This is a genomic window from Streptomyces sp. NPDC058470, from assembly GCF_042721055.1.
Lineage (GTDB): Bacteria > Actinomycetota > Actinomycetes > Streptomycetales > Streptomycetaceae > Streptomyces.
Map to the genome: position 1 here is coordinate 1 of NZ_JBHXMF010000103.1, position 19049 is coordinate 19049.

Sequence of the window (19049 nt, forward strand, 5' to 3'; positions counted from 1 at the left end):
ACCACGTCCGGCAGGAGCTTCGCCCGGTGCAGGAGTACTTCAGTGCACCATTTCGACCTGGTGGTGCGGCAGGGTGACCGGCGGCCGGGCAGCGTAGGCCTCCGAGGAGATGTACGTGGTCACCCGAGGTGGCCGACCGTGCTGCTGGGTGAGCGCGAGATAGGCGATGAGCCCCACACCGTCCTGCGGCAAGCGCGAGGTGACGGCTTCCAGCGACCGGAGAAGCGGGGCGGTGTCCATGCCGCGGCGTTCGAGTACGTCCTCCGCACGGGCGAGAGCCTCCCCGTCGTGCCGCACGTAGTCCCTGACCGGGACGTAGAGCGTGCAGCCGCTCGCCAGCCCGGACGCCGTCTCGGTGAAGGCGTGACAGGACTGCACGCCCCGGCCGCCCGGCACCGTGTCCTTCCCGGCGCCGGCCCTGAGACCTGCTGCGGTGCGGAAGAACGCCTCGGTCTCCGCGGATCCGGGGCCGGGGCTCATACGGGGCAGGCGGCCGGCCTCTGCTGCCGACAGGTCGTTGTGCCGGAGGTAGACCTTTGCCCGGGGGGTGTCCCACTCACCCAGGTCCAAGGCGAAGTACGGGTAGCCGTCCGCCTCGGGCAGGGTTGCGAACGCCCGCTGGTGACCAAGTCGGCGCATGGCCTCTCGTACGGTCCCGGCGGAGTGCTCCTGTCCGGACGCCGCGGGGTTCAGATACACCTTGACCCTGGGCACCCCTCCGGGGCGCAGCTCCAGCGCGCACCACAGTGCGAAGGGGCCCTCGGCGGTGGAAGGGAAGAACAGGTCTTCCAACTCGTCGAGTTGGCCTGTGGGGAAGTTCCAGCGCTGTGCCATCTCTCGGACGACGCGCAGTCCCGTGCGGCCGCTCTGCGTCGGACCGCGGGCACCGCATCCCGGTTCCAGCAGCAGGCGCAGCGTCGGGACCGCGTTCGGCAGGAAGGACAGCGAGAACTCCACCGGCGTGTGATCGTCCGAGAGCAAACTCTCCGAGGGCGGCGGCCGGTCGAGCTGACGCTTGGCCGACGGACCCAGGGCTTCGATGAGTACCCGTGCGTAGATCTCCGCGTCGGCCGGTTCCAGACCCACGACGTCGCACAGTCGTATCAACTGGCCCGCCGTGAACCCGCCGAGCGTCGGCCCGCCTGAACCGCTCCGGCCGCCTGGCCGGGCGGCGGTCACCGTTTGTCTCGCTGTACATCGGAGGGCACAAGAAGATACCCGCCTGCGGGGGCGGGTATCTTGCCTTGCTGTCTGAGGCGTTGGACCGTGATCGCGACGCTGTCAGATATGTGGTACACGACACCCCCTGTGTCTGGTAGCGGCTCAACTGACGCGTTGCTCACTACCCGTGAGGTTGAACTGTCATGCAGTAATGGGGAGCTGACAGTTGTCGTGTACATCACCTTGTCAACGGGGTCGGTAACTGCCTCCACTTGCCGCCGTCGGGTCCGCCGCCGCCCGCCGAGGGCTACAGCTGGGCTTTGGCGAAGCCGGCCAGGAGGACGATGAAGCCGCCGATCTCACCGGCGATCAGCGTGGCCAGCACAAAACGCATGCTGTGCGGTGCGTTGCGCATCTGGTTGTCGGTCTCGCGCTGCCATGCGAGTCGGACATAGTTCGCAATCGTCACAACGAACAGCAGGACTATCGCCCCGGCTGCGCTGCCGTTCACCGCGGACGGCCAGCCGGACAGTTGGACGAATGCCGCGATGAGCCCCGTCGCGAAGGAGTACAGCAGCGCGGATCTGTGTGCGATGTCGACGTACGGGTGCGCCGTGCCGTCCGGCGAGGTGGCCATCTGCAGCCATTTCCACACCCCGAGAATCAAGGCCCACACAAAGATGAGCCCGGCGAAGAACAGCACCCAGGCCGTTTCCGTGCGAATCACGTCATACCTCCGAAAGAAACGCGCGGAACGGGAGGCGGCGCCCCTCGACTCCGCCCTGTTGAGGCAGCACAGCACCTGGGACCTGACCGCAAGAAGGTACCCGCCTGCGGGAGCGGGTACCTTGACTGCCTGCTTGTGCGGTGGGGTTCCGGGGACGGTCTGTCCGTACGCTCCCTGAACATGTACGACCGGGGGCGGAGCAACGCGGCGGAGTGCTGGATGAAAGCGGCGCCGATGGATAGGTGAAACACCGCGCACCCCTTGCGTCATCACCGACACCAACGCCGCGTGCTCACTACCCCTGCGGTCGAAGGTTCATGCGGTCACGGGGAGTTGACGGATGCCGGGTACGTCACCCCCGCAACCAGGACAGGAACCCGCTCCACCCTGAGCGTTCCGGTTTGCGGGCGACGGCGACGTCATTGTCGCGCGCAGGCGCCTCCGTCCGGGACGGCGGGGACGCCTGCCTCGCCGGCTGAACCGGGGTGAATCGGGTGGGGAGTGTGGCCAGCGCCCGGTTGAAGGGGCCGGGCCGCCAGGTCAGGCTGTCCTCCGGGACGGTGAGCCGGGTGTCGGGCAGCCGGTTGAGCAGGTTCTCGATGGCGGTGACGGTGATGTGCATGGCCGGGTCCTTGGACGGGCACGCATGCGATCCCGCACTCCACGCCAGGTGGGCCCGGCTGCTACCCGCCTGACGTGCGGCCGAGAGCGCCGGTCCGGTGTTGGCGGCCGCGAAACTGACCATGACCAGATCGCCCGCCGCCAGCTTCCCCCCGGCGAACTCCATGTCGGATGCCGGGTAGTGCGGCGCGAAGTTCGACATGGGCGGGTTTTCCCACAGCGTGTCTTCGAGGGCTTCCTCGATCAGGCCGCCGGAGTGGGCGTACTTGTCGTTGGTGAGCAGGCGGTGCAGGGTGTTGCCGACAAGGTTCCGCAGCGGTTCGGTCCCCGCGGACAGGAGCAGCGCGACCTGATAGACCATTTCCTCGTCGGTCAGCTCCGACTCGTGCTGCATCAGCCATGAGGTGACGTCGTCTCCGGGCCTGGCCCGCTTGAGCGTGACCAGCTCGCCCACGGCCTGGAAGAGTACCCCGGCCGCCTTCTCGGCGTTGACGCCGTCGAACATGCCGGAGATACCGAAGAGAACCCGGTCGCCGATCTCGGCAGGGCAGCCGAAGAGTTCGTTGAACACGAACAGCGGCACCTGCTTGGCGTAGTCGCTGATCAGGTCGGCCGAACCACGGGCGCTGAACTGGGCCATGAGATAGTCCGACACCTGCGTCGTGCTCCGGGCCAGCCGGCGTGAGTCCACGCGTGCCATGCTGTCGGTGACCGCCTGGCGCAGCCGCAGATGCTCGGCGCCGTCGCTGAACATGCAGTTGGGCCGGTACGCGAGGAGCGGCGCGACCGGGCTGTCCGGATGGATCTTGCCGTCGTTGAAGTCCCGCCAGCGGCGGGCGTCCTTGCGGAACGAACTGGAGTCCTGCAGTAGCTGCAGGGCTGCCGCGTAGTCCGTGACGAGGGTCGCCTCGACCCCCGGAGCCAGCTCCACAGGTGCGGTCGGTCCGTAGTGGCGCATGAACTCGTAGTACGCCTGCGGATCGGCCGCGAACTCCGGCCCGTACAGCGGCACACGGCCGCCGGAGTTGTGGGCCGGGCATCCGGGCGGGGGCACGGGTGCGGCGGATTGAGCGTCCATCTCTGCTCCTAGAGGGCACGGTCCTGCAAGTGGCGGACGAGTGTGATCAGTGCTTCGGCCGACGATTTCTCGTCCCGCGCGTCGCAGGTGACGACCGGGGTGTCGTCGAGAAGGTCCAGTGCCTCGCGCAGCGCGTGTTCGTCACGGATCGGTACACCGGTGAACTGGTTCACGGCGATGGCGTAGTCGAGTCCGTACTGCTCGATCAGGTCGATCACGGGGAAGGAGTCCGCGAGCCGTTCGGGGTCGACCAGCACCAGCGCTCCCAGGGCGCCCCGGGCCATGTCCTCCCACATCTGAACGAAACGCTGCTGGCCGGGCGTTCCGAAGAGATAGAGGACGACGCGATCGCTGATGGTCAGGCGGCCGAAGTCCATGGCGACCGTCGTGGTGGTCTTGCCCTGGACGCCCTTGAGGTCGTCGACCGTCTCCGCGGCCCGCGTCATCGTTTCCTCGGTGGACAGCGGAACGATCTCCGATATCGAACCGATGAACGTGGTCTTGCCCACCGCGAAATGCCCGACGACCAGGATTTTCACCGCGGTCTGCGTCGCCCCGTCACGGACGTAGGCCTCTTCATCCAAACCTTGAACGGAGACCATTCAGCACCTCCTGCAGGATCTGTTGGTCAGCCAGGGCAGCACGTTCCACGGGCGGCCGGGCAATGAGATAGCCGCCCTCGATGAGAGAGGAGAGAACGATCCGCACCACGCCCAGAGGTAACTGCGTGTGCCCCGCGACCTCGGCGACCGACAGGTAGCCGACGGCGGCGATGTCCAGCAGCCGCTGCTCCTCGGGAGAGAGCCGGGTCGGCCGCTGGTGCTCGTCGGCCACCGCCGTGACCAGGGTGATCAGCGAGAGCTTCGCCTCGTCGGGGAGGCCGCGGCCCTTGGTGACGACGTAGGGCCGCACCAACTCCCCTGCCTCGAACTCCCCTTCGTCGTGCCGCCTCATGAGGGGGCGCCGAGGTCCGCGCGAGGCGGCGTCGTCAGCGCCTTGCCCAGCTGGCTGACGAGCTGCTGCATCCGGAAGGTGATGTCCGCCATGTCGACGTCGGGAGAGGCCGAGACCGCGAGATAGGCGCCCGGTCCGGCGGAGATCAGAAAGACCCAGCCGCCGTCGAACTCGACCAGCGTCTGCCGCCACTGCTGCTGTGGGTGGGCACAGAAGAACGCGAGTGCGCGGCTCAACGACTGCATGCTGCTCATCGCGGCGGCAACTCTGTCCGCGTCGTCCCTGTCGAGATCCTTTGTTCGGGTCATCAACAGACCATCGGCGGAAATCAGCACCGCATGGACGGCCCCGGGTATCTCCAGGGCGCTGTCGAGCATCCATGCCAGATCAGAATCGTCGTTCACGAGACCTCATGTCCTTCGCTGCTTGCACCACGTGTGCCGCTCGTCTGATCCGCCGTGTCCGGATCGGCGTCTCGACCGGACGTCGTGCCTCGTTGGAAGGCCCCGAAGATCGCTGCCCGCTCCGCGCCGGAACGGGCCGAGGTGCCCGACGCCGTCGGAGTGCCCGGCACGACGGCCATCGGCCGCTTGCGGCGTCGCCTCGGCAGACCGTCTGCGGTCGGGGACACGGACAGGGTGGGTTCGGTTCCGATCGGACCCGACACCGTGGCAACGGGGACGGCGGGCGGCTGGGCCTTCGGCTCCGGCATGCCGGCGAGCAGTTCGTGCGGCAGCAGGAGAATCGACCGCACGCCCCCGTAGGGGGACGAGGAATCCACGGACACCTCGAAGCCGAAGCGCTCGCAGAGCACGCCGATCACGGCGAAACCGAACTGCGGAGGGTTGCCGAGTCCTGAAACACCCGAAACCCGCTCACTCGACAGGAGTTTTGTGGCCCTGGCCCTCTCCTCGTCGTTCATACCGACACCGGCGTCGTCGACGACGATGCAGATCCCCTTGGGCACGGTACGAATGTTGATCTCGACAACGGTGTCCGGGCTGGAGTAGCTGGTTGCGTTGTCGAGGAGTTCCGCGAGAGCCAGTGCCACGGGTTCGACGGCTCGGCTGGTGACGCCGAAGTCGACCTGCGAGAGAATGTCCACCCGCCGGAAGTGGCGGATTCTCCCCTGCGCACTGCGGACCACGTCGTAGACCGAGGCGACCTCACGCCGGTTCCCCAGCCAGCCGCCGCACAATACGGCGATGGACTGGGCGCGCCGTCCGAACTGTGAGTTCGTGTGGTCGATCTCCAAGAGGTCCTGGAGAATTACGGAATCCCCGTACTTCTCCTGCAGCTGAGAGATGATCTTCTGCTGCTCGGCGGCGGTTACCTGGAGTGTCCGCATGGCGGACTTGAGAACAGTTCTGATTTCTTCCTGGGCTTGCTCCTGGGCTTGTTCCTGGGAATCCAGAATGGATTGCGAGTAATCCTTCTCCAGCTCTGAGTGGCGAGCTCTGAGCTCTGCGATCTCCCGCCGCGAATCCCGTGCCGCCCTGCGTTGGGCAACAATGACGGCGATTGCGGCAAGGATGACGACAAGGAGAGCCCAGAATTTCGGGTTCTGTATGTAATGCGTCATAAGACTCTCTTCAGGCGACTGACGGCCAGCTGCTGAATTTCCGTCAATGCGGTGGACCGGTGGACTGCCGACGTCGGAGTTACCGCCCGGACTGTCCCCGTAGTCGGAGATGTCGTTTTGCACCCATCTGCCCACTCCGCAAGTGCGCAGATCGTATCACTGTACGAACACTTGACTGACCGTCAATAGGTTCAATTCGGGAGGGCTTTGATGCCTTATCAAGTCCCGCCCCTCCACGGGGAGGTGGCGACCGGGGAGGCTGTCTATATGTCGATTCAAATCCGGGAAGCCCGCAGGGGGGAGCGAGGAAGGAGGAGTGATCCGTCCGGACCGGAGCCGCGAGCTGCGATCGGAAACGGGGGGCGGCGCCGGGCCTCCGGTCCGACGGCCCCTCGGCTGCGCGCAGGGCATGCGCGCGAGTCACCTCGTCGTCGCACCTGTCACAGGGGTTGACTCAGGAACGATCACGCCGGGAAAGTGGCGCTGTCCCCGCGCAGCCCCCCACCCCCGGAGACCGCCCCGTGAGACGTCGAAGAATCCGCCACCCCCTCAGTGCCGTTGCCGCCGCGACGGCACTGTTCGTGAGCCTCGCCACTGCCGCCGAGGCCGCGCCGACAACGTTGTCGACAATCGCCGGGGCAGCCGCTCTCGTCGACGACCCCGCCGACTATGTCGATCCGTTCATCGGCACCGGCCTGAGCGGCAGTTCCTTCGGCGAGATCAACAACTTCCCCGGTCCCGCAGCGCCGTTCGGCATGATGCAGTTCTCGCCCGACACCCAGAACAGCTATGCCGGGTACCAGTACCACAACGACCGGATCCGCGGCTTCAGCCTCGATCACGCCTCCGTCGGATGCAGCGCCTTCGGCGATGTGCCGATCCTGCCCGTGGTGGGCGACGTCGGCTCCGCGCCCTGGGACCGCACCGAGAAGTACGCGCACGACACCGAGGAGGCGGAGCCCGGCTACTACGCGGTGACGCTGCAGGACTCCGACGTACGTGCCGAGTTGACCGCGACGACCCGGACCGGGCTCGCCTCGTTCACCTTCCCGGCCACGGACGCCGCCCAGGTGCTGGTCAAGGGCGGCGCGAGCCTGGGCGGGAACGACGCGGCCGACATGAGGATCGTCGGCGACAACCAGGTCACGGGCTCCGCCACGACCGGGCACTTCTGCGGCAAGTCCAACACGTACACGCTGTACTACTCGATCACCTTCGACCAGCCGTTCACCGCGCACGGCACCTGGGACGGTTCGACGGTCCAGCCGGGCAGCGACACGGTGGACGCGAAGCGGGCCGGCGCCTATCTGACCTTCGACACGGCGACCGGTGAGGACCGCACCGTACAGGCGAAGGTGGCCATGAGCTACGTGAGCGTGGCCGGGGCGCAGGCCAACATGGCCGCGGAGATACCCGGTTGGGACCTCGGCGCGATCGCGCAGCAGACCCGCGACCAGTGGACCGACACGCTGCGCAAGGTGCGGGTGGCCGGCCGGGACGAGGGTGAGCTCAAGACCTTCTACACCTCGCTCTACCACTCGCTGATGCACCCGAACACCTTCAACGACGTCGACGGCCGCTACATCGGCTTCGACGACCAGATCCGCACGCTGCCCAAGGGCCGCACGCAGTACGCGAACTTCTCCGACTGGGACACCTACCGCTCGCTGGCCCCGCTCCAGGCCATGCTCTTCCCCGAAGAGGCGAGCGACATGGCGCAGTCGCTCGTCAACGACGCCGAACAGAGCGGCTGGTGGCCCCGCTGGCCGATGGCCAATCAGTCCACCAGCCAGATGACCGGCGACAACTCCGTGCCGCTGGTGGCCGCGTTGTACGCCTACGGGGCACGTGACTTCGACGTGGAAACGGCGTTGAAGTATCTCGTCAAGGGTGCGACGACGGTGGACGAGACGCCCGGCGCGTACAAGGAGCGCCCTGGCATCGAGAGTTACGTCGACCTCGGCTATCTGCCCAACAACGACTCCGCGCGCGGCGACCACCAGCGCGTCGGTGCTTCCATCACCCTGGAGTGGTCGATCGACGACTTCGCCATCGCGCAGCTCGCCGAGGCCGTGGGCGAGGACGACACCGCCGCCGAGTTCACTCGGCGCGGCCAGAACTGGCAGAACATCTTCAACGCGTCGACCGACTACCTCCAGCCGCGCACCGAGGAGGGGCTCTTCCCCGACGGCCCCGCCTTCCAGGCCCCGACCTCCGGGATCGGACAGAGCGGCTTCGACGAGGGGAACGCCGCCCAGTACAACTGGCTCGTACCGCAGAACATGGCCGGTCTGACCACCGCCATGGGCGGCCGTGAGGTGGCGGCCGACCGGCTCGACACCTTCCTGACCAAGCTCAATGTCGGCCCCAACGAGCCCTACATGTGGGCCGGCAACGAGCCCAACTTCGCCGTGCCGTGGGCGTACAACTACCTCGGCGAGCCGTGGAAGACGCAGGAGACGGTCCGCAAGGTCGCCACCACGCTCTTCGGGCCCACGCCGGACGGCGAGCCCGGCAACGACGACCTGGGCGCGCAGTCGGCCTGGTACGTGTGGGCCGCCCTGGGCCTGTATCCCGCGACGCCCGGCACCTCCGATCTCACCGTGCACAGCCCGCTGTTCGAGCGCGCGGTGCTCGATCTGCCCGGCAGGCACACGCTCGACCTCCGCGCGCCAGGGGCGTCCGCGGACACCCAGTACGTTCACGACCTCAAGCTCAACGGCTCCAACTGGGAACGTACTTATCTGCCGCAGAACGTGGTGAGCAAGGGCGCCAGGCTGGACTTCAAGCTGAGCGACACCCCGGACACCACCTGGGCGACTTCCGCGAAGGCCGCGCCGCCGTCGTACCGGGAGGGTGAGGAACCCTTCCTCGCGAGCGCCTCGCCCAACCAGGTCACCGTCGCGCCCGGCGAGTCCGGGACGTTCACCGTGGACGGGCAGCGGCTGAGCGGGCAGGACCGCAAGCTCACCGTGACCGCCGAGGCACCGGACGGAGTGAGCCTGAGCGCGGAGAGGAAGACGCTGACGCTCGACAGGAGCAGCGGCTCCGGCAGCGTCGAATTCACCGCCACCGCGGGGCCGACCACGGCCGACGGGTTCTACGAGATCCCGGTGACCGTGCGCGGCGGCACCGGCCCGGCGGTCAAGCAGACCGTCTACGTCCAGGTCGCCGCCGAGGGGAGCTTCCCCGCCGCCTACAACGCCACCGCCGTCTCCAGCGACACCGACACCTCGCAGGGTGACTTCGACCGCTCCGGCGGCAGTTACTCCCGCCAGGCGCTGGCCGCCGCCGGCCTGAACCCCGGCGCCCAGGTGGAGGTTTCGGGCACCACCCTCACCTGGCCGGACTCCCCGGCCGGCCGCCCCGACCACCTCTACGCGGACGGTCAGACCGTCGACCTCGCGGACGCACAACGGCTGGTGTTCGTGGGCGCGGCGATCTACGGGGACGTGCGGACGACGGCCACGGTCACCTTCACCGACGGCAGTACGGAGCAGACCGACCTGTCGTTCGGCGACTGGGTGTACCCCGGTGGCGGCTCCCAACCCGTCTTCGACAACACCGTGGTGGCCAAGACCGAGTACCGCAATCCGGGCCATGCCGGTCCCGCGTACGTCTTCGCCACCAAGCCCTTCGAGGCACCCGAGGGCAAGCGGATCGCGTCGGTCACGCTGCCGAAGAGCGTGAACACGCACCTGTTCGGCATCGGCGTCGGCTGACCGAACCGGCATACGACTGAGGGGTCTTCACCGGCTGACGCTGGTGAAGACCCCTCTCACGTCGGACGACCGACGCTCACCTCACCATTCCCAGGAGGCCTGCGCGTTGCGCAGAGCCGTCCTGGCCGTCTGCTCGCCCGTGATGGCCAGGGCGAGTTGATCGCACAGCAGCTGCAGGTTCTGCGGAGCGGCGGCGTCCTTGGGCCAGGCAACGGGCGGGTGGACGTCCAGGCCGTCGCGGATGAGCTCGAAGGCGGTCGGAGTGGCCGCCGCGTAGGAGGGGTCGTACAGGACACTCGTGCGGTTGGGGTCGATGGCGCTGTTCGGCGTGGTCGCTTGTACGAGCACCTCCTCAGGGCTCGTCGCCCACGCCGCGAACGCCAAGGCCTCGGCCTGGTGCCTGGAAGCGGTCGACACGCCGAGCCCGTAGCCGTTGTTGAGCGGCGTACGGTGCGTCGTGTTGCTCCCACCCACCGGGATGGCGACCGCGCTCCACTTGTCGGAGATCTTCGAAAGGGCGGGGTCGGCGGCACGCTGGGCCATACCCGACCAGGTTTCGATCATCGCGACCTGGCCGGCGAGATAGGCGTTGTTCGCGGTGGAGAATCCGGTGGTGAGCGGTGAGGGCAGCGCGTACTGGTTGATGTCGATCAGGTGCTGGGCGGCGGCCAGCGCGGCGTCGCTGGTGAGGGTCGGCCTGCCGGAGGGGCTGACGAGGGTGCCTCCGTACCCGACGAGCCGGTTGATGAAGGCGCAGCCCAGAAGCAGTGCGGCCGGCTGGGCCTGCACGGCGGCTCCGTAGTACTCGCCACCGCCGCCCTGGGTGATCTTCTTCGCCGCGGCGTCGTACTCGTCCCAGGTCGTCGGCGGCTGGAGGTCGTAGCGGTCGAAGAGCTCGGTGTTGTAGTAGACGAGGTGCTGGCAGCCGTCGAACGGCAGGCCGTAGCGCCGGCCCTCGTAGAGGGTGTAGGGGTCGTAGATGGACGGCAGGTAGTCGCGGGTCTTGAGTTCCTTGTGCCGGGCGATCCAGCTGGTGATGTCGACCAGAGCGTCGGCCTCCACCAGCGAACCCAGCCCGTAATAGAAGTAGTCGAAGATGTCGTACTCGCCGGTCCCGCTCTGCGCGTCCTCTATCTGCATGGCGATCAACTGGTCGTACGGGACCGCCGTCGCCACCAGCGTGCCACCGGTCTGCTGCTCCCAACGGGGGGCCAGGATATTGTTGTACGTTGCGAGATGCGGCGTATTGACCAGCACCTTGAGTGTGACGCCTGCCGGAGCCGCCTCGGCGCCGGAGACCTCCGTGCTGGTCGACGCCGCGTAGGCGGGGGCGCCCCCGACGGTGGCCAGCCCGGCGGCAGCGGTGGTTCCCCGGAACAGGGTCCGGCGCGTCCACACGCGGCCAGGTTTGGGGTCCTGGGACGCGGCGCCGTCAGGTCGATTGGAGTGGCGGGAGGACATCGTGCTCCTTATTCGGAACGGACTGTGTAATGGACTTGGTCATGGGCTGAGCGATGGATTCAGTAACGGACTGAGCAAGCCTCATGACCGAGTGACGTGGGGCCGCCTATCGCTGCCAATATCTCCGCATGGGAAATGGTGATTCCGCGGCCCAGGATTTGCTCGGCGGAATTGAAATGCATATCTTTGGGTGAGGTGTAATCGCCAGAAGTCGGAATGCGAGCTCAGCCGCCGGAACCGCGCCGGACGAGGCTGCTCGTCCACGCCTTCCACGCGAACTGCGTCTCCGCGCCATGTACCTTCGTCGACCACCGAACATCCCTACAGCGTAGGCGAATTGTTGTGACCGGGCGTGCCGATGGTGAAGACCCTGGGAGCGACGCCACGGGCCCCGGACAACGGCGCGAGGCCGAACTGGGCGATATCGCGCGATCGCTCGCCGGGAAACGGCCCTGGCGACCGGTGATCCAGACGTCCGGGCCGGCCTTCGCCGCGGATTATTCGCGTCATGGCCACATTCCTCCGTCGGGTGGGTCGATCTGGACCGGATAGCGGGACCACAGAAACCTACTAGGGAGCTCCAGGGCATCAAGGGGCCGTGCAGGATTCTCAGCAAACTCAAAGGAGAATCCCAGGAACGCAATGAGAATTCACCGCCGAAGACGGGCCGGCGCTCCCCGTTCCCTGTGGCCGTCTCGGCCGCTGACCCCGTGCGGCGGAGTGTGACGACCGCACCCGTCAGTGCCGTCCGCTCGTGGCCGACGTGCGCCAGGGTCCGCCGACCACCCGTCCTTTCAAGGGCTGTTGAGAACCTTGACCGAGTTTGGGTACAGCAGTAACTTCACGGCAACACTGTTCCCATTCCGGGAGGGGTGTACCGGGAAGATGGCGGGCAGAGCATGGTGAGAACTGTGAAAAGGCCTGGTCGAGCCCTGTCGGCGTGCTTGACGGCGGCATTGTTGATGGTGTGTGCGTGCTCGAACTCAACCCCGGAGGGGGAGGGTTCGGACGACTCCACGCCGTTGGTCATCGGGGCGTCCCTGTCGCTGTCGGGTGACTTCGCCGAGCTGGCCGAACCGGCGAAGAAGGGCTACGAGTTGTGGGCCGACACGGTCAACGAGAAGGGGGGCCTGCTCGGACGGAAGGTCAGCCTGAAGATCGTCGATGATGCGTCGAACCCGACTCAGGCGGTCACCAACTACCAGAACCTGATCACCCGTGATCGCGTCGATTTGGTGTTCGGCCCCTTCTCCAGCCTGCTCACCATCCCGGCGGCGGGAGTCGCGAAGCGTTTCGACTACGCGTTCATCGAACCGTCAGGTGGGGCTCCTCAGGTATTCGACCTGAAAATGCGCAACCTGTTCTTCGTCCAGCCCGCGCCGATCGTGAACTCCGGCGATGCCTTCGCCGAGTACATTCTCTCGCTGCCCGCGGACCGACGGCCGAAGACAGGTGCCTACCCGACGGCCGACAACCCGTTCACCTCGCCGATCGTCGCGCGGATCCGCGAACGACTGGAGCGCGCCGGTGTCAAGACGGTGTACTCCAAGACCTATTCGGCCGAAACCGTCGACCTGAGCCCCGTCGTGACCAGGCTCGTCGAGGAGAAGCCCGAGCTCATCGTCTCGGGGACCGGCGGCCCCGACGCCGTCGCCGAGGTCAAGGGCATGGTCCAGTCCGGCTGGACGCCGAAATACCTGTTCTTCACCGGTGGCCCGAACTCCCCGTCCTTCCCCTCGAAGATCGGAGCGGCCAACGCGGAGGGGATCTTCAGCACCGGCGACTGGTTCCCGACCGCCAAGACGGTCGGCACCCCCGACTTCATCAAGGCCTACACGGAGAAGCACGGAGGCAAGGCGGAAGACATCGACTCCGCCGCGGCCGAGGCGTTCGCCTGCGGCCAGCTCCTCGAACTGGTGGCGGAGCGAGAGAAGAAGGTCGACAACAAGACCATCATCGCGGCCCTCCACGAGGGCACCTGGCCCACCTTGGTGGGCGACCTCCGCTGGGACGCGAACGGAGCTCCCCAGGGCCAGAACATCGTCGTGCAGTGGATCGACGGCCGACTCACGCCGGTGTACCCGACGGACGAGGCCCTCGCCGACCCGATCGCCAAGCCCTCCTGGGGCGGGTGAGTCGTGCATCTGTTCGTGCAGGCCACCATCGTGGGAATCCTGATCGGCGGCGTCTACGCGCTGCTCGCCGGCGGCCAGGCGATGATCTTCGGGGTCACCCGCACCGTGAACTTCGCCCAGGCGATCTTCGCGATCATGTGCTCCTACCTCAGCTACACGCTCTTCCAGGACTTCGGGCTCGACCCCTTCCTCTCGGTCCTGGTGCTCGTGCCGGCGATGTTCGTCTTCGGCAGCGCCATCCACATCGTCCTGCTGCGGCGGCTCAGCAGATCCGGCGCCGAACTCTCTCTGCTCGTTCTCTTCGCGTTGGGCATCGGGATACAGGGGGTGCTGGACTTCTTCTACAAGACCGACACCCGGGTGATCGCCACGTCGTACGCGAACGACTCCTGGACCGTGCTCGGCTACCAGGTCCCGGCGGTGCGGTTCTTCGCCTTCCTCCTCGCGGTGGCGGTCCTGGGCGCACTGCACCTGATCCGCCAGCACACCAAGTTCGGCCGGGCACTGCGGGCCACCACCCAGAATCCGGACGCCGCACGGCTGCTCGGCGTGGACGTGGAACGGGTCTCGGCCATCGCGATGGGCTTGGGAGTGGCCGCGGCGGGGGCCGCCGGAGCCGTGTTCGGCATGGTCATTCCCTTCAGCGGCAACAGCCAACTCGACCTGTTGAACAAGCTCCTGGCCATCGGCGTGCTCGGCGGAATGGCGAGCTTCCCGGGAACCATCGTGGCCGCGGTCATTCTCGGCGTCATCGAATCGGTCGTGGCCGTCAACATCTCACCGGACTGGTCCTCCTTCTCCTTCCTCGTCGTCCTCTTCGCCGTCCTCACCTTCCGACCGCAGGGCCTGTTCGGGCAGCGACTACGAGGGGCGGCCTGATGGCTCGGCGCAGCACCGAACCGCGGATCCAACCGGCGAGCGCCGCACACGCGACAGCGTTCGTCGTGTTCCTCGCCGTGCTCCCCCTGGTCTTCGCCGGGCACTGGCAGGTCAGTCTGCTCGTGTTCACGGTGATGTACGCGGGTCTCGCCTGTGCCTGGAACCTGCTGGGCGGTTACGCCGGCTACCCCGCCCTCGGCCACGGTGCCTTCTTCGGCATCGGCGCCTATGCGATGGCCATCACCGCCCCGCATCTCGGCGTCGGCAGCGGCTATCGCCCCTTTCTCCTCGTCCTCCCCATCGTCGTCGCCACCGCGCTGGCGGTGCTGCCTGTCGCGCGGCTGCTGCTGCGGACGCGGGCCGCCGCCTTCGCGGTGCTGAGCATCACGGTGATGTTCATGGTCGCGACGCTGGTCTACAACGTCCGCGGTCTGACGAAGGGTTCCGAAGGTCTGCCCGTGCCGTTAGCGCCGTTCGGCGTGGCCACCTTCGAGCGGCCCTTCTACTACGCGATGGCCGCCCTGCTCGCGCTGACCGTGGCCGTCTGCTGGGTGGTGCGGACCAGCAAGCTGGGGCTCGCGCTCAATGCCGTACGCGACGACGAAGACCGCGCCCGAGGGCTCGGCGTACAGACCGAGCTGGTCAAGATGGTCGCCTTCGCGCTGAGCGCCGGCCTCACCGCAGGCTTCGGGGCGGTGTGGGCGTACTACATCACCTACGTGTATCCGCCTTTCGCCTTCGATCCGTTGCTCTCGCTCGGCGCCGTCCTCATGGCATTCCTCGGTGGGCGGCGCACCTTGTGGGGCCCGGTCGTCGGCGCGGCTCTGATCGTCCCCGCCCAGCAGTACTTCGCCTACCGCTACGGGGCGAGCCAGCTCTACCTCATCGCGTACGCAGCCCTGTTCCTCCTGGTCATCTACCTCCTCCCGGACGGGATCGTCCCGTCGGCCACCCGGCACCTGCGGCGGCTCCGATCGGCGTACCGCGCTCACGCACGGCGTGACCGGGCCGCGGTGGGCCCCGTCTCGACCCGAGGAGGGCAAGGATGAGCACGCTGCTCAGGGTGGAGGGGCTCACCAAGTCGTTCGGAGGAGTCCGAGCCCTCGACGAGTGCGGCTTCGAAGTCGCCGAAGGGTCGGTGAGCGCCCTCATCGGACCCAACGGCTCCGGAAAGACAACGGCGTTCAACGTGATCACCGGCTACCAGCGTGCCGAGTCGGGCCGACTGACCTTTCGCGGGCGCGCGATTCGCCGTCCCGACCCGTGCCGTCTGCAGCGGCTCGGCCTCGCCCGCACCTTCCAGCAGGCGCGGGTCTTTCCCGGCCTTTCGGTGCTGGAGAACATCGTGCTCAGCCGCAGCCAACCCTGGCACGCCCTGCTCCGCCGCCGCGTGCCCGGCCGGGACCGGCTGCGTGCCGAGGAGCTTCTCGACGAGTTCGGCCTGGCGGCCCATGCCGACAGGCCCGCCGCGCAGCTGTCGTACGGACAACGCAAACTGCTCGAGTTCGCGGGCGTGCTCATGGCCGAGCCGCTCCTCGTCCTGCTCGACGAACCCACCGCCGGGGTCAACCCGGTCATGGTCGAGGCGATGGAGCAGCACATCCGCCGACGGCACGCCCAGGGCGTCACCTTCCTGATCGTGGAGCACGAGATGCGGTTCGTGATGCGGCTGTGCGATCCCGTCATCGTGCTGGACCGCGGCCGCCCCCTCGCATGTGCGACCGCGGAGAAGGTCCAGAACGACCCCCGTGTCCTTGACGCCTACCTAGGAGACTGACCCATGGACGCAGGGCTGGAGCTGCACGGCATCGTCGCCGGCTATGGCCAGGGTGACATCCTGCGCGGTCTCGACCTCGACGTGCCCGCGGGCCGGATCACCTGCCTCATCGGGCCGAACGGCTCCGGCAAGTCGACGGTCCTGCGGGTCATCAGCGGCCTGCTCGCCCCGCGGGCCGGTCACGTCATGCTCGCCGGGCGGAAGGTCACCGGCTGCTCGCCCTCGGCCATGCTCGGTCACGGCGTCGCCCACGTGCCCCAGGAACGCAGCCTCTTTCCGGCCATGTCGGTCTGGGACAACGTCCTCATGGGCGCGTACATCAACCACGACCGCGACGCCGTCGCGCGGCGGGCCACCGAGATCGTGCAGCGTTTCCCGATCGTCGCCCGACGCCGTCACGATCTGGCGGGCTCCCTGTCCGGCGGCGAGCAGAAGACCGTGGAGATCGCCCGGAGCATGATGCTCGACCCTCCCGTTCTCTGCTTCGACGAGCCGTCGATCGGCCTGGAACCGCGGGCACGCAGGTTGGTCTTCGGGATCCTCGACGAGCTCCGCCGCGACGGGCGGACCATCCTGCTCGTCGAGCAGAACGCGCGTTCAGGGCTGGCCGTCGCCCAGAACGGAGCCGTACTGGAGGCCGGTGTCATCCGACTGGCCGCTCCCGCCGACCAGCTCCTCGACAGCCCCGAGGTCGGACGTCTCTATCTCGGCGCGTCCTGACGATCTCGGCGCGTCCCGACGCCTCGGACAAGGACGAGCGATGAACTGTTCGGTGGTGGCGATCAGTTCTCCGGTTCGGCGGCCCGCCGCAGCCGCAGCTCGACGCCGTCCAGGAAGCACTGCAGTCCGAACTCGAACTCCTCGGTGCCGGTACGTGATGTCAGCGCGTCGGCGAGCTCCACCAGTTGCGGGAACTGCTCGGGGGGCAACGAGCGGTAGAAGTCGCGCAGCGTCAGGCTCTTCGAAGCCCCCAGGCCCCCGGTGCGGAAGTCGTCGGTCGATTCCTGTAGGACCGAGGCGAACACCTGATGGGCCAGCGCGGTGTAGACGTCGGCCGCCAGAGCCTGGTCGAAGCCGCGCTCGCGCAGGACGCCGAGGGCCAGTTCCCTGGCGCGCAGCGAATTCGGGCCGACCGGGATCGCGGTGGCGAGCAGGGTGGCGACGCTCGGGTGGGCGCTCAGCACCCTCCGCATGGAGCGGGCCAGTTCCTCCAGGACCCCGCGCCACCCCAGCCCGTCCACGGGGCGGAGGAGCTGTGCCTCGCCCAGCACCGCGTCGGCGACCAGCACCAGCACCTCGTCCTTGCCGGCGACGTACCGGTAGAGCGTGGTCGTGCCCGTCTGCAGTTCGGCTGCCAGGTTCCGCATGCTCAGTGCGGCCAGTCCCTCGCGGTCGATGAACGCGAGGGCACCGGCGACGATGCGGTCCAGCGTGATGGGCGGGCGTCGGGACGGCTCCTCCCTGCCCTGGCGGGCGGCCCACCAGGCCGGCGAGCCCGGGGCCCTCAGGTCCTGCCAGTCATCGCCCGTCTCATGCGCTTGTGTTCCTGTCACAGGAACAATGTACCCATGGCGGGACATGTGTCTGGTCCTGATCATGGTCCCCGAGGCCGACGCGGTCGCCCGCAAACCCCTTTTCCCGCTTCTCATTTGGGTGGATTTCCCACTTCCAGTTGGGCGTGCGCGAAGGGTTGACCGGGTCTTGGGTCACTCTTAATGTCCATGGCAACAGTGTTCCCGCTCTGGGTTCACTGTATCCGATTCCGGAGGGTGGCAACCCATGGGAGTACGTGCTCGTCTTGCTACACCGTGGCTCGCGGTCTGTGCGGTGGTCGCTCTGGCCTTGCAGGTCACCGCGACCGGGCCGGTGCAGGCCGCGACCGACAGCACTGGAACCGCGAGCACCTGCACGAGCTCGAGCGCGCCGGGTCAGGCGTCCGCATCGTCCACTGCGACGCGGGACCGAGTGAGCAGCGTCCAGATCCCCAAGGACGAGGCTCCCCACCAGGATCCGGACGAGTGGTGGTACTACGTCGGGCATCTCTCGGGCGTGGACCCGGCCGGACGCGTGCACTGCTACGGATTCGAGCAGGTGGTCTTCCAGTTCCTCGAACTGGCGCCGGTGCCCGTGTACTTCGGGCACTTCGCCATCACCGATCTCACCCGGGGCACGTTCCAGTACGACGGCCGGCAGGACTCCTATCCGGTCCCCAGTACGCCCGGCACCTTCTCGCTGCACACCGGCGAATGGACGATGAGCGGAGGATCCGGCAAGAGCAAGCTGCATGCCGCCCTGCCCGACTACGCGCTGGACCTCCAGCTCCAGACCACGAAGCCGGCCGCCTTGCACGGCGACAGCGGCACCATCCCGTACGGGCCCCTTGGCACGTCGAAGTACTACTCATGGACGTCCCTGCTCGCCAGCGGGACGATCGTCGACCACGGCGTTCCGGTGAAGGTCACCGGGCTGTCGTGGTCGGACCACCAGTGGGGTGCGTTCGACTTCGAAACCGGCGCCGGCTGGGACTGGTTCAGCGTCCAGCTGACCAACGGGAAGCAGTACATGCTGTACTTCATCCGCGACCGGGACGGGGCGATCGTCGAGACCATCGGCACCCTGGTCGACTCCTTCGGCAGGACCACGAACCTGGACCCGGCCAAGCTCAGTGACACGGCCACGGGCTCATGGACCAGCCCCACGTCGGGCATCACGTACAGCTCGGGATGGCAGGTCACCGTGCCGGGCGGGAGCTTGACCGTCACACCGAACCTGGTCAATCAGGAGGTCGACCTCCTGTCCACCCAGGGCCTCGCCTACTGGGAAGGCTCCGTATCCGTGAGCGGCAACATCGGCGGCTCGCCGGTGACCGGCGTCGGGTACACCGAGATCTTCCCCCACCTCTGACCGAACCCGTCCGGACCGGGACAGCGGATCGGGAGAGCGGTGTGCCGC

General features: G+C 67.5%; 16 protein-coding genes. 7 read left to right on the plus strand and 9 right to left on the minus strand.

What is annotated here, in order from left to right; all coding sequences use genetic code 11:
• Positions 1 to 39 precede the first annotated feature (39 nt).
• The 7 genes from ACFWP7_RS41080 to ACFWP7_RS41110 form a co-directional block, all read right to left on the minus strand.
• The gene (locus ACFWP7_RS41080) at positions 40 to 1179 is read right to left on the minus strand and encodes a tryptophan dimethylallyltransferase family protein (RefSeq protein WP_384393220.1); all 1140 of its coding nucleotides are present in this window, start codon (positions 1177 to 1179) and stop codon (positions 40 to 42) included.
• Positions 1180 to 1468: 289 nt separating this feature from the next.
• Entirely contained in the window at positions 1469 to 1888 is a 420-nt protein-coding gene (locus ACFWP7_RS41085; RefSeq protein ID WP_384393223.1) for a hypothetical protein, read from the minus strand.
• Positions 1889 to 2240: 352 nt separating this feature from the next.
• On the minus strand, positions 2241 to 3587 hold the full coding sequence (locus ACFWP7_RS41090) for a cytochrome P450 (RefSeq protein ID WP_384393226.1): 1347 nt from the start codon (positions 3585 to 3587) through the stop codon (positions 2241 to 2243).
• Positions 3588 to 3595: 8 nt separating this feature from the next.
• Positions 3596 to 4189: an ATP/GTP-binding protein gene (locus ACFWP7_RS41095; protein WP_384393229.1), complete on the minus strand. Its 594-nt coding sequence runs from the start codon at positions 4187 to 4189 to the stop codon at positions 3596 to 3598.
• Positions 4164 to 4541 carry a DUF742 domain-containing protein gene (locus ACFWP7_RS41100; protein ID WP_384393232.1) on the minus strand — a complete coding sequence of 126 codons (378 nt, stop codon included), beginning with the start codon at positions 4539 to 4541 and terminating at the stop codon, positions 4164 to 4166. Before ACFWP7_RS41100 ends, ACFWP7_RS41095 begins: the two co-directional genes overlap by 26 nt.
• On the minus strand, positions 4538 to 4945 hold the full coding sequence (locus ACFWP7_RS41105) for a roadblock/LC7 domain-containing protein (protein WP_384393235.1): 408 nt from the start codon (positions 4943 to 4945) through the stop codon (positions 4538 to 4540). The genes ACFWP7_RS41100 and ACFWP7_RS41105 overlap by 4 nt, the downstream gene beginning before the upstream one ends.
• Positions 4942 to 6123, minus strand: coding sequence for an ATP-binding protein (locus ACFWP7_RS41110; protein WP_384393264.1), 1182 nt, complete (start codon positions 6121 to 6123; stop codon positions 4942 to 4944). Before ACFWP7_RS41110 ends, ACFWP7_RS41105 begins: the two co-directional genes overlap by 4 nt.
• 521 nt (positions 6124 to 6644) lie before the next feature.
• On the opposite strand from ACFWP7_RS41110, the gene ACFWP7_RS41115 reads away from it, so the two are divergent.
• Positions 6645 to 9845, plus strand: coding sequence for a GH92 family glycosyl hydrolase (locus ACFWP7_RS41115; RefSeq protein WP_384393238.1), 3201 nt, complete (start codon positions 6645 to 6647; stop codon positions 9843 to 9845).
• Positions 9846 to 9926: 81 nt separating this feature from the next.
• Here the strand turns inward: ACFWP7_RS41115 and ACFWP7_RS41120 are convergent, their stop codons facing one another.
• A complete protein-coding gene (locus ACFWP7_RS41120) occupies positions 9927 to 11243 on the minus strand; it encodes an extracellular solute-binding protein (protein ID WP_384393241.1) in 1317 nt (438 codons plus the stop codon).
• Positions 11244 to 12328: 1085 nt separating this feature from the next.
• Here ACFWP7_RS41120 and ACFWP7_RS41125 point away from each other — a divergent pair.
• The 5 genes from ACFWP7_RS41125 to ACFWP7_RS41145 are packed head-to-tail and all read left to right on the plus strand — an operon-like array spanning position 12329 to position 16817.
• The gene (locus tag ACFWP7_RS41125; RefSeq protein WP_384393244.1) at positions 12329 to 13441 is read left to right on the plus strand and encodes an amino acid ABC transporter substrate-binding protein; all 1113 of its coding nucleotides are present in this window, start codon (positions 12329 to 12331) and stop codon (positions 13439 to 13441) included.
• Positions 13442 to 13444: 3 nt separating this feature from the next.
• Positions 13445 to 14320, plus strand: coding sequence for a branched-chain amino acid ABC transporter permease (locus tag ACFWP7_RS41130; RefSeq protein ID WP_384393247.1), 876 nt, complete (start codon positions 13445 to 13447; stop codon positions 14318 to 14320).
• Positions 14320 to 15369, plus strand: coding sequence for a branched-chain amino acid ABC transporter permease (locus ACFWP7_RS41135; protein ID WP_384393250.1), 1050 nt, complete (start codon positions 14320 to 14322; stop codon positions 15367 to 15369). Before ACFWP7_RS41130 ends, ACFWP7_RS41135 begins: the two co-directional genes overlap by 1 nt.
• Positions 15366 to 16097 (plus strand): ABC transporter ATP-binding protein, encoded by a 732-nt coding sequence (locus ACFWP7_RS41140; protein WP_384393253.1) that lies wholly within the window; start codon positions 15366 to 15368, stop codon positions 16095 to 16097. Before ACFWP7_RS41135 ends, ACFWP7_RS41140 begins: the two co-directional genes overlap by 4 nt.
• 3 nt (positions 16098 to 16100) lie before the next feature.
• Positions 16101 to 16817: an ABC transporter ATP-binding protein gene (locus ACFWP7_RS41145; RefSeq protein ID WP_384393256.1), complete on the plus strand. Its 717-nt coding sequence runs from the start codon at positions 16101 to 16103 to the stop codon at positions 16815 to 16817.
• A 62-nt stretch (positions 16818 to 16879) separates the two neighbouring features.
• Here the strand turns inward: ACFWP7_RS41145 and ACFWP7_RS41150 are convergent, their stop codons facing one another.
• Positions 16880 to 17650 carry a TetR/AcrR family transcriptional regulator gene (locus tag ACFWP7_RS41150; protein WP_384393259.1) on the minus strand — a complete coding sequence of 257 codons (771 nt, stop codon included), beginning with the start codon at positions 17648 to 17650 and terminating at the stop codon, positions 16880 to 16882.
• A gap of 412 nt (positions 17651 to 18062) precedes the next feature.
• Between ACFWP7_RS41150 and ACFWP7_RS41155 the strand changes: the two genes are divergently transcribed.
• Positions 18063 to 19001 (plus strand): lipocalin family protein, encoded by a 939-nt coding sequence (locus tag ACFWP7_RS41155; RefSeq protein WP_384393262.1) that lies wholly within the window; start codon positions 18063 to 18065, stop codon positions 18999 to 19001.
• Positions 19002 to 19049: the final 48 nt, after the last annotated feature.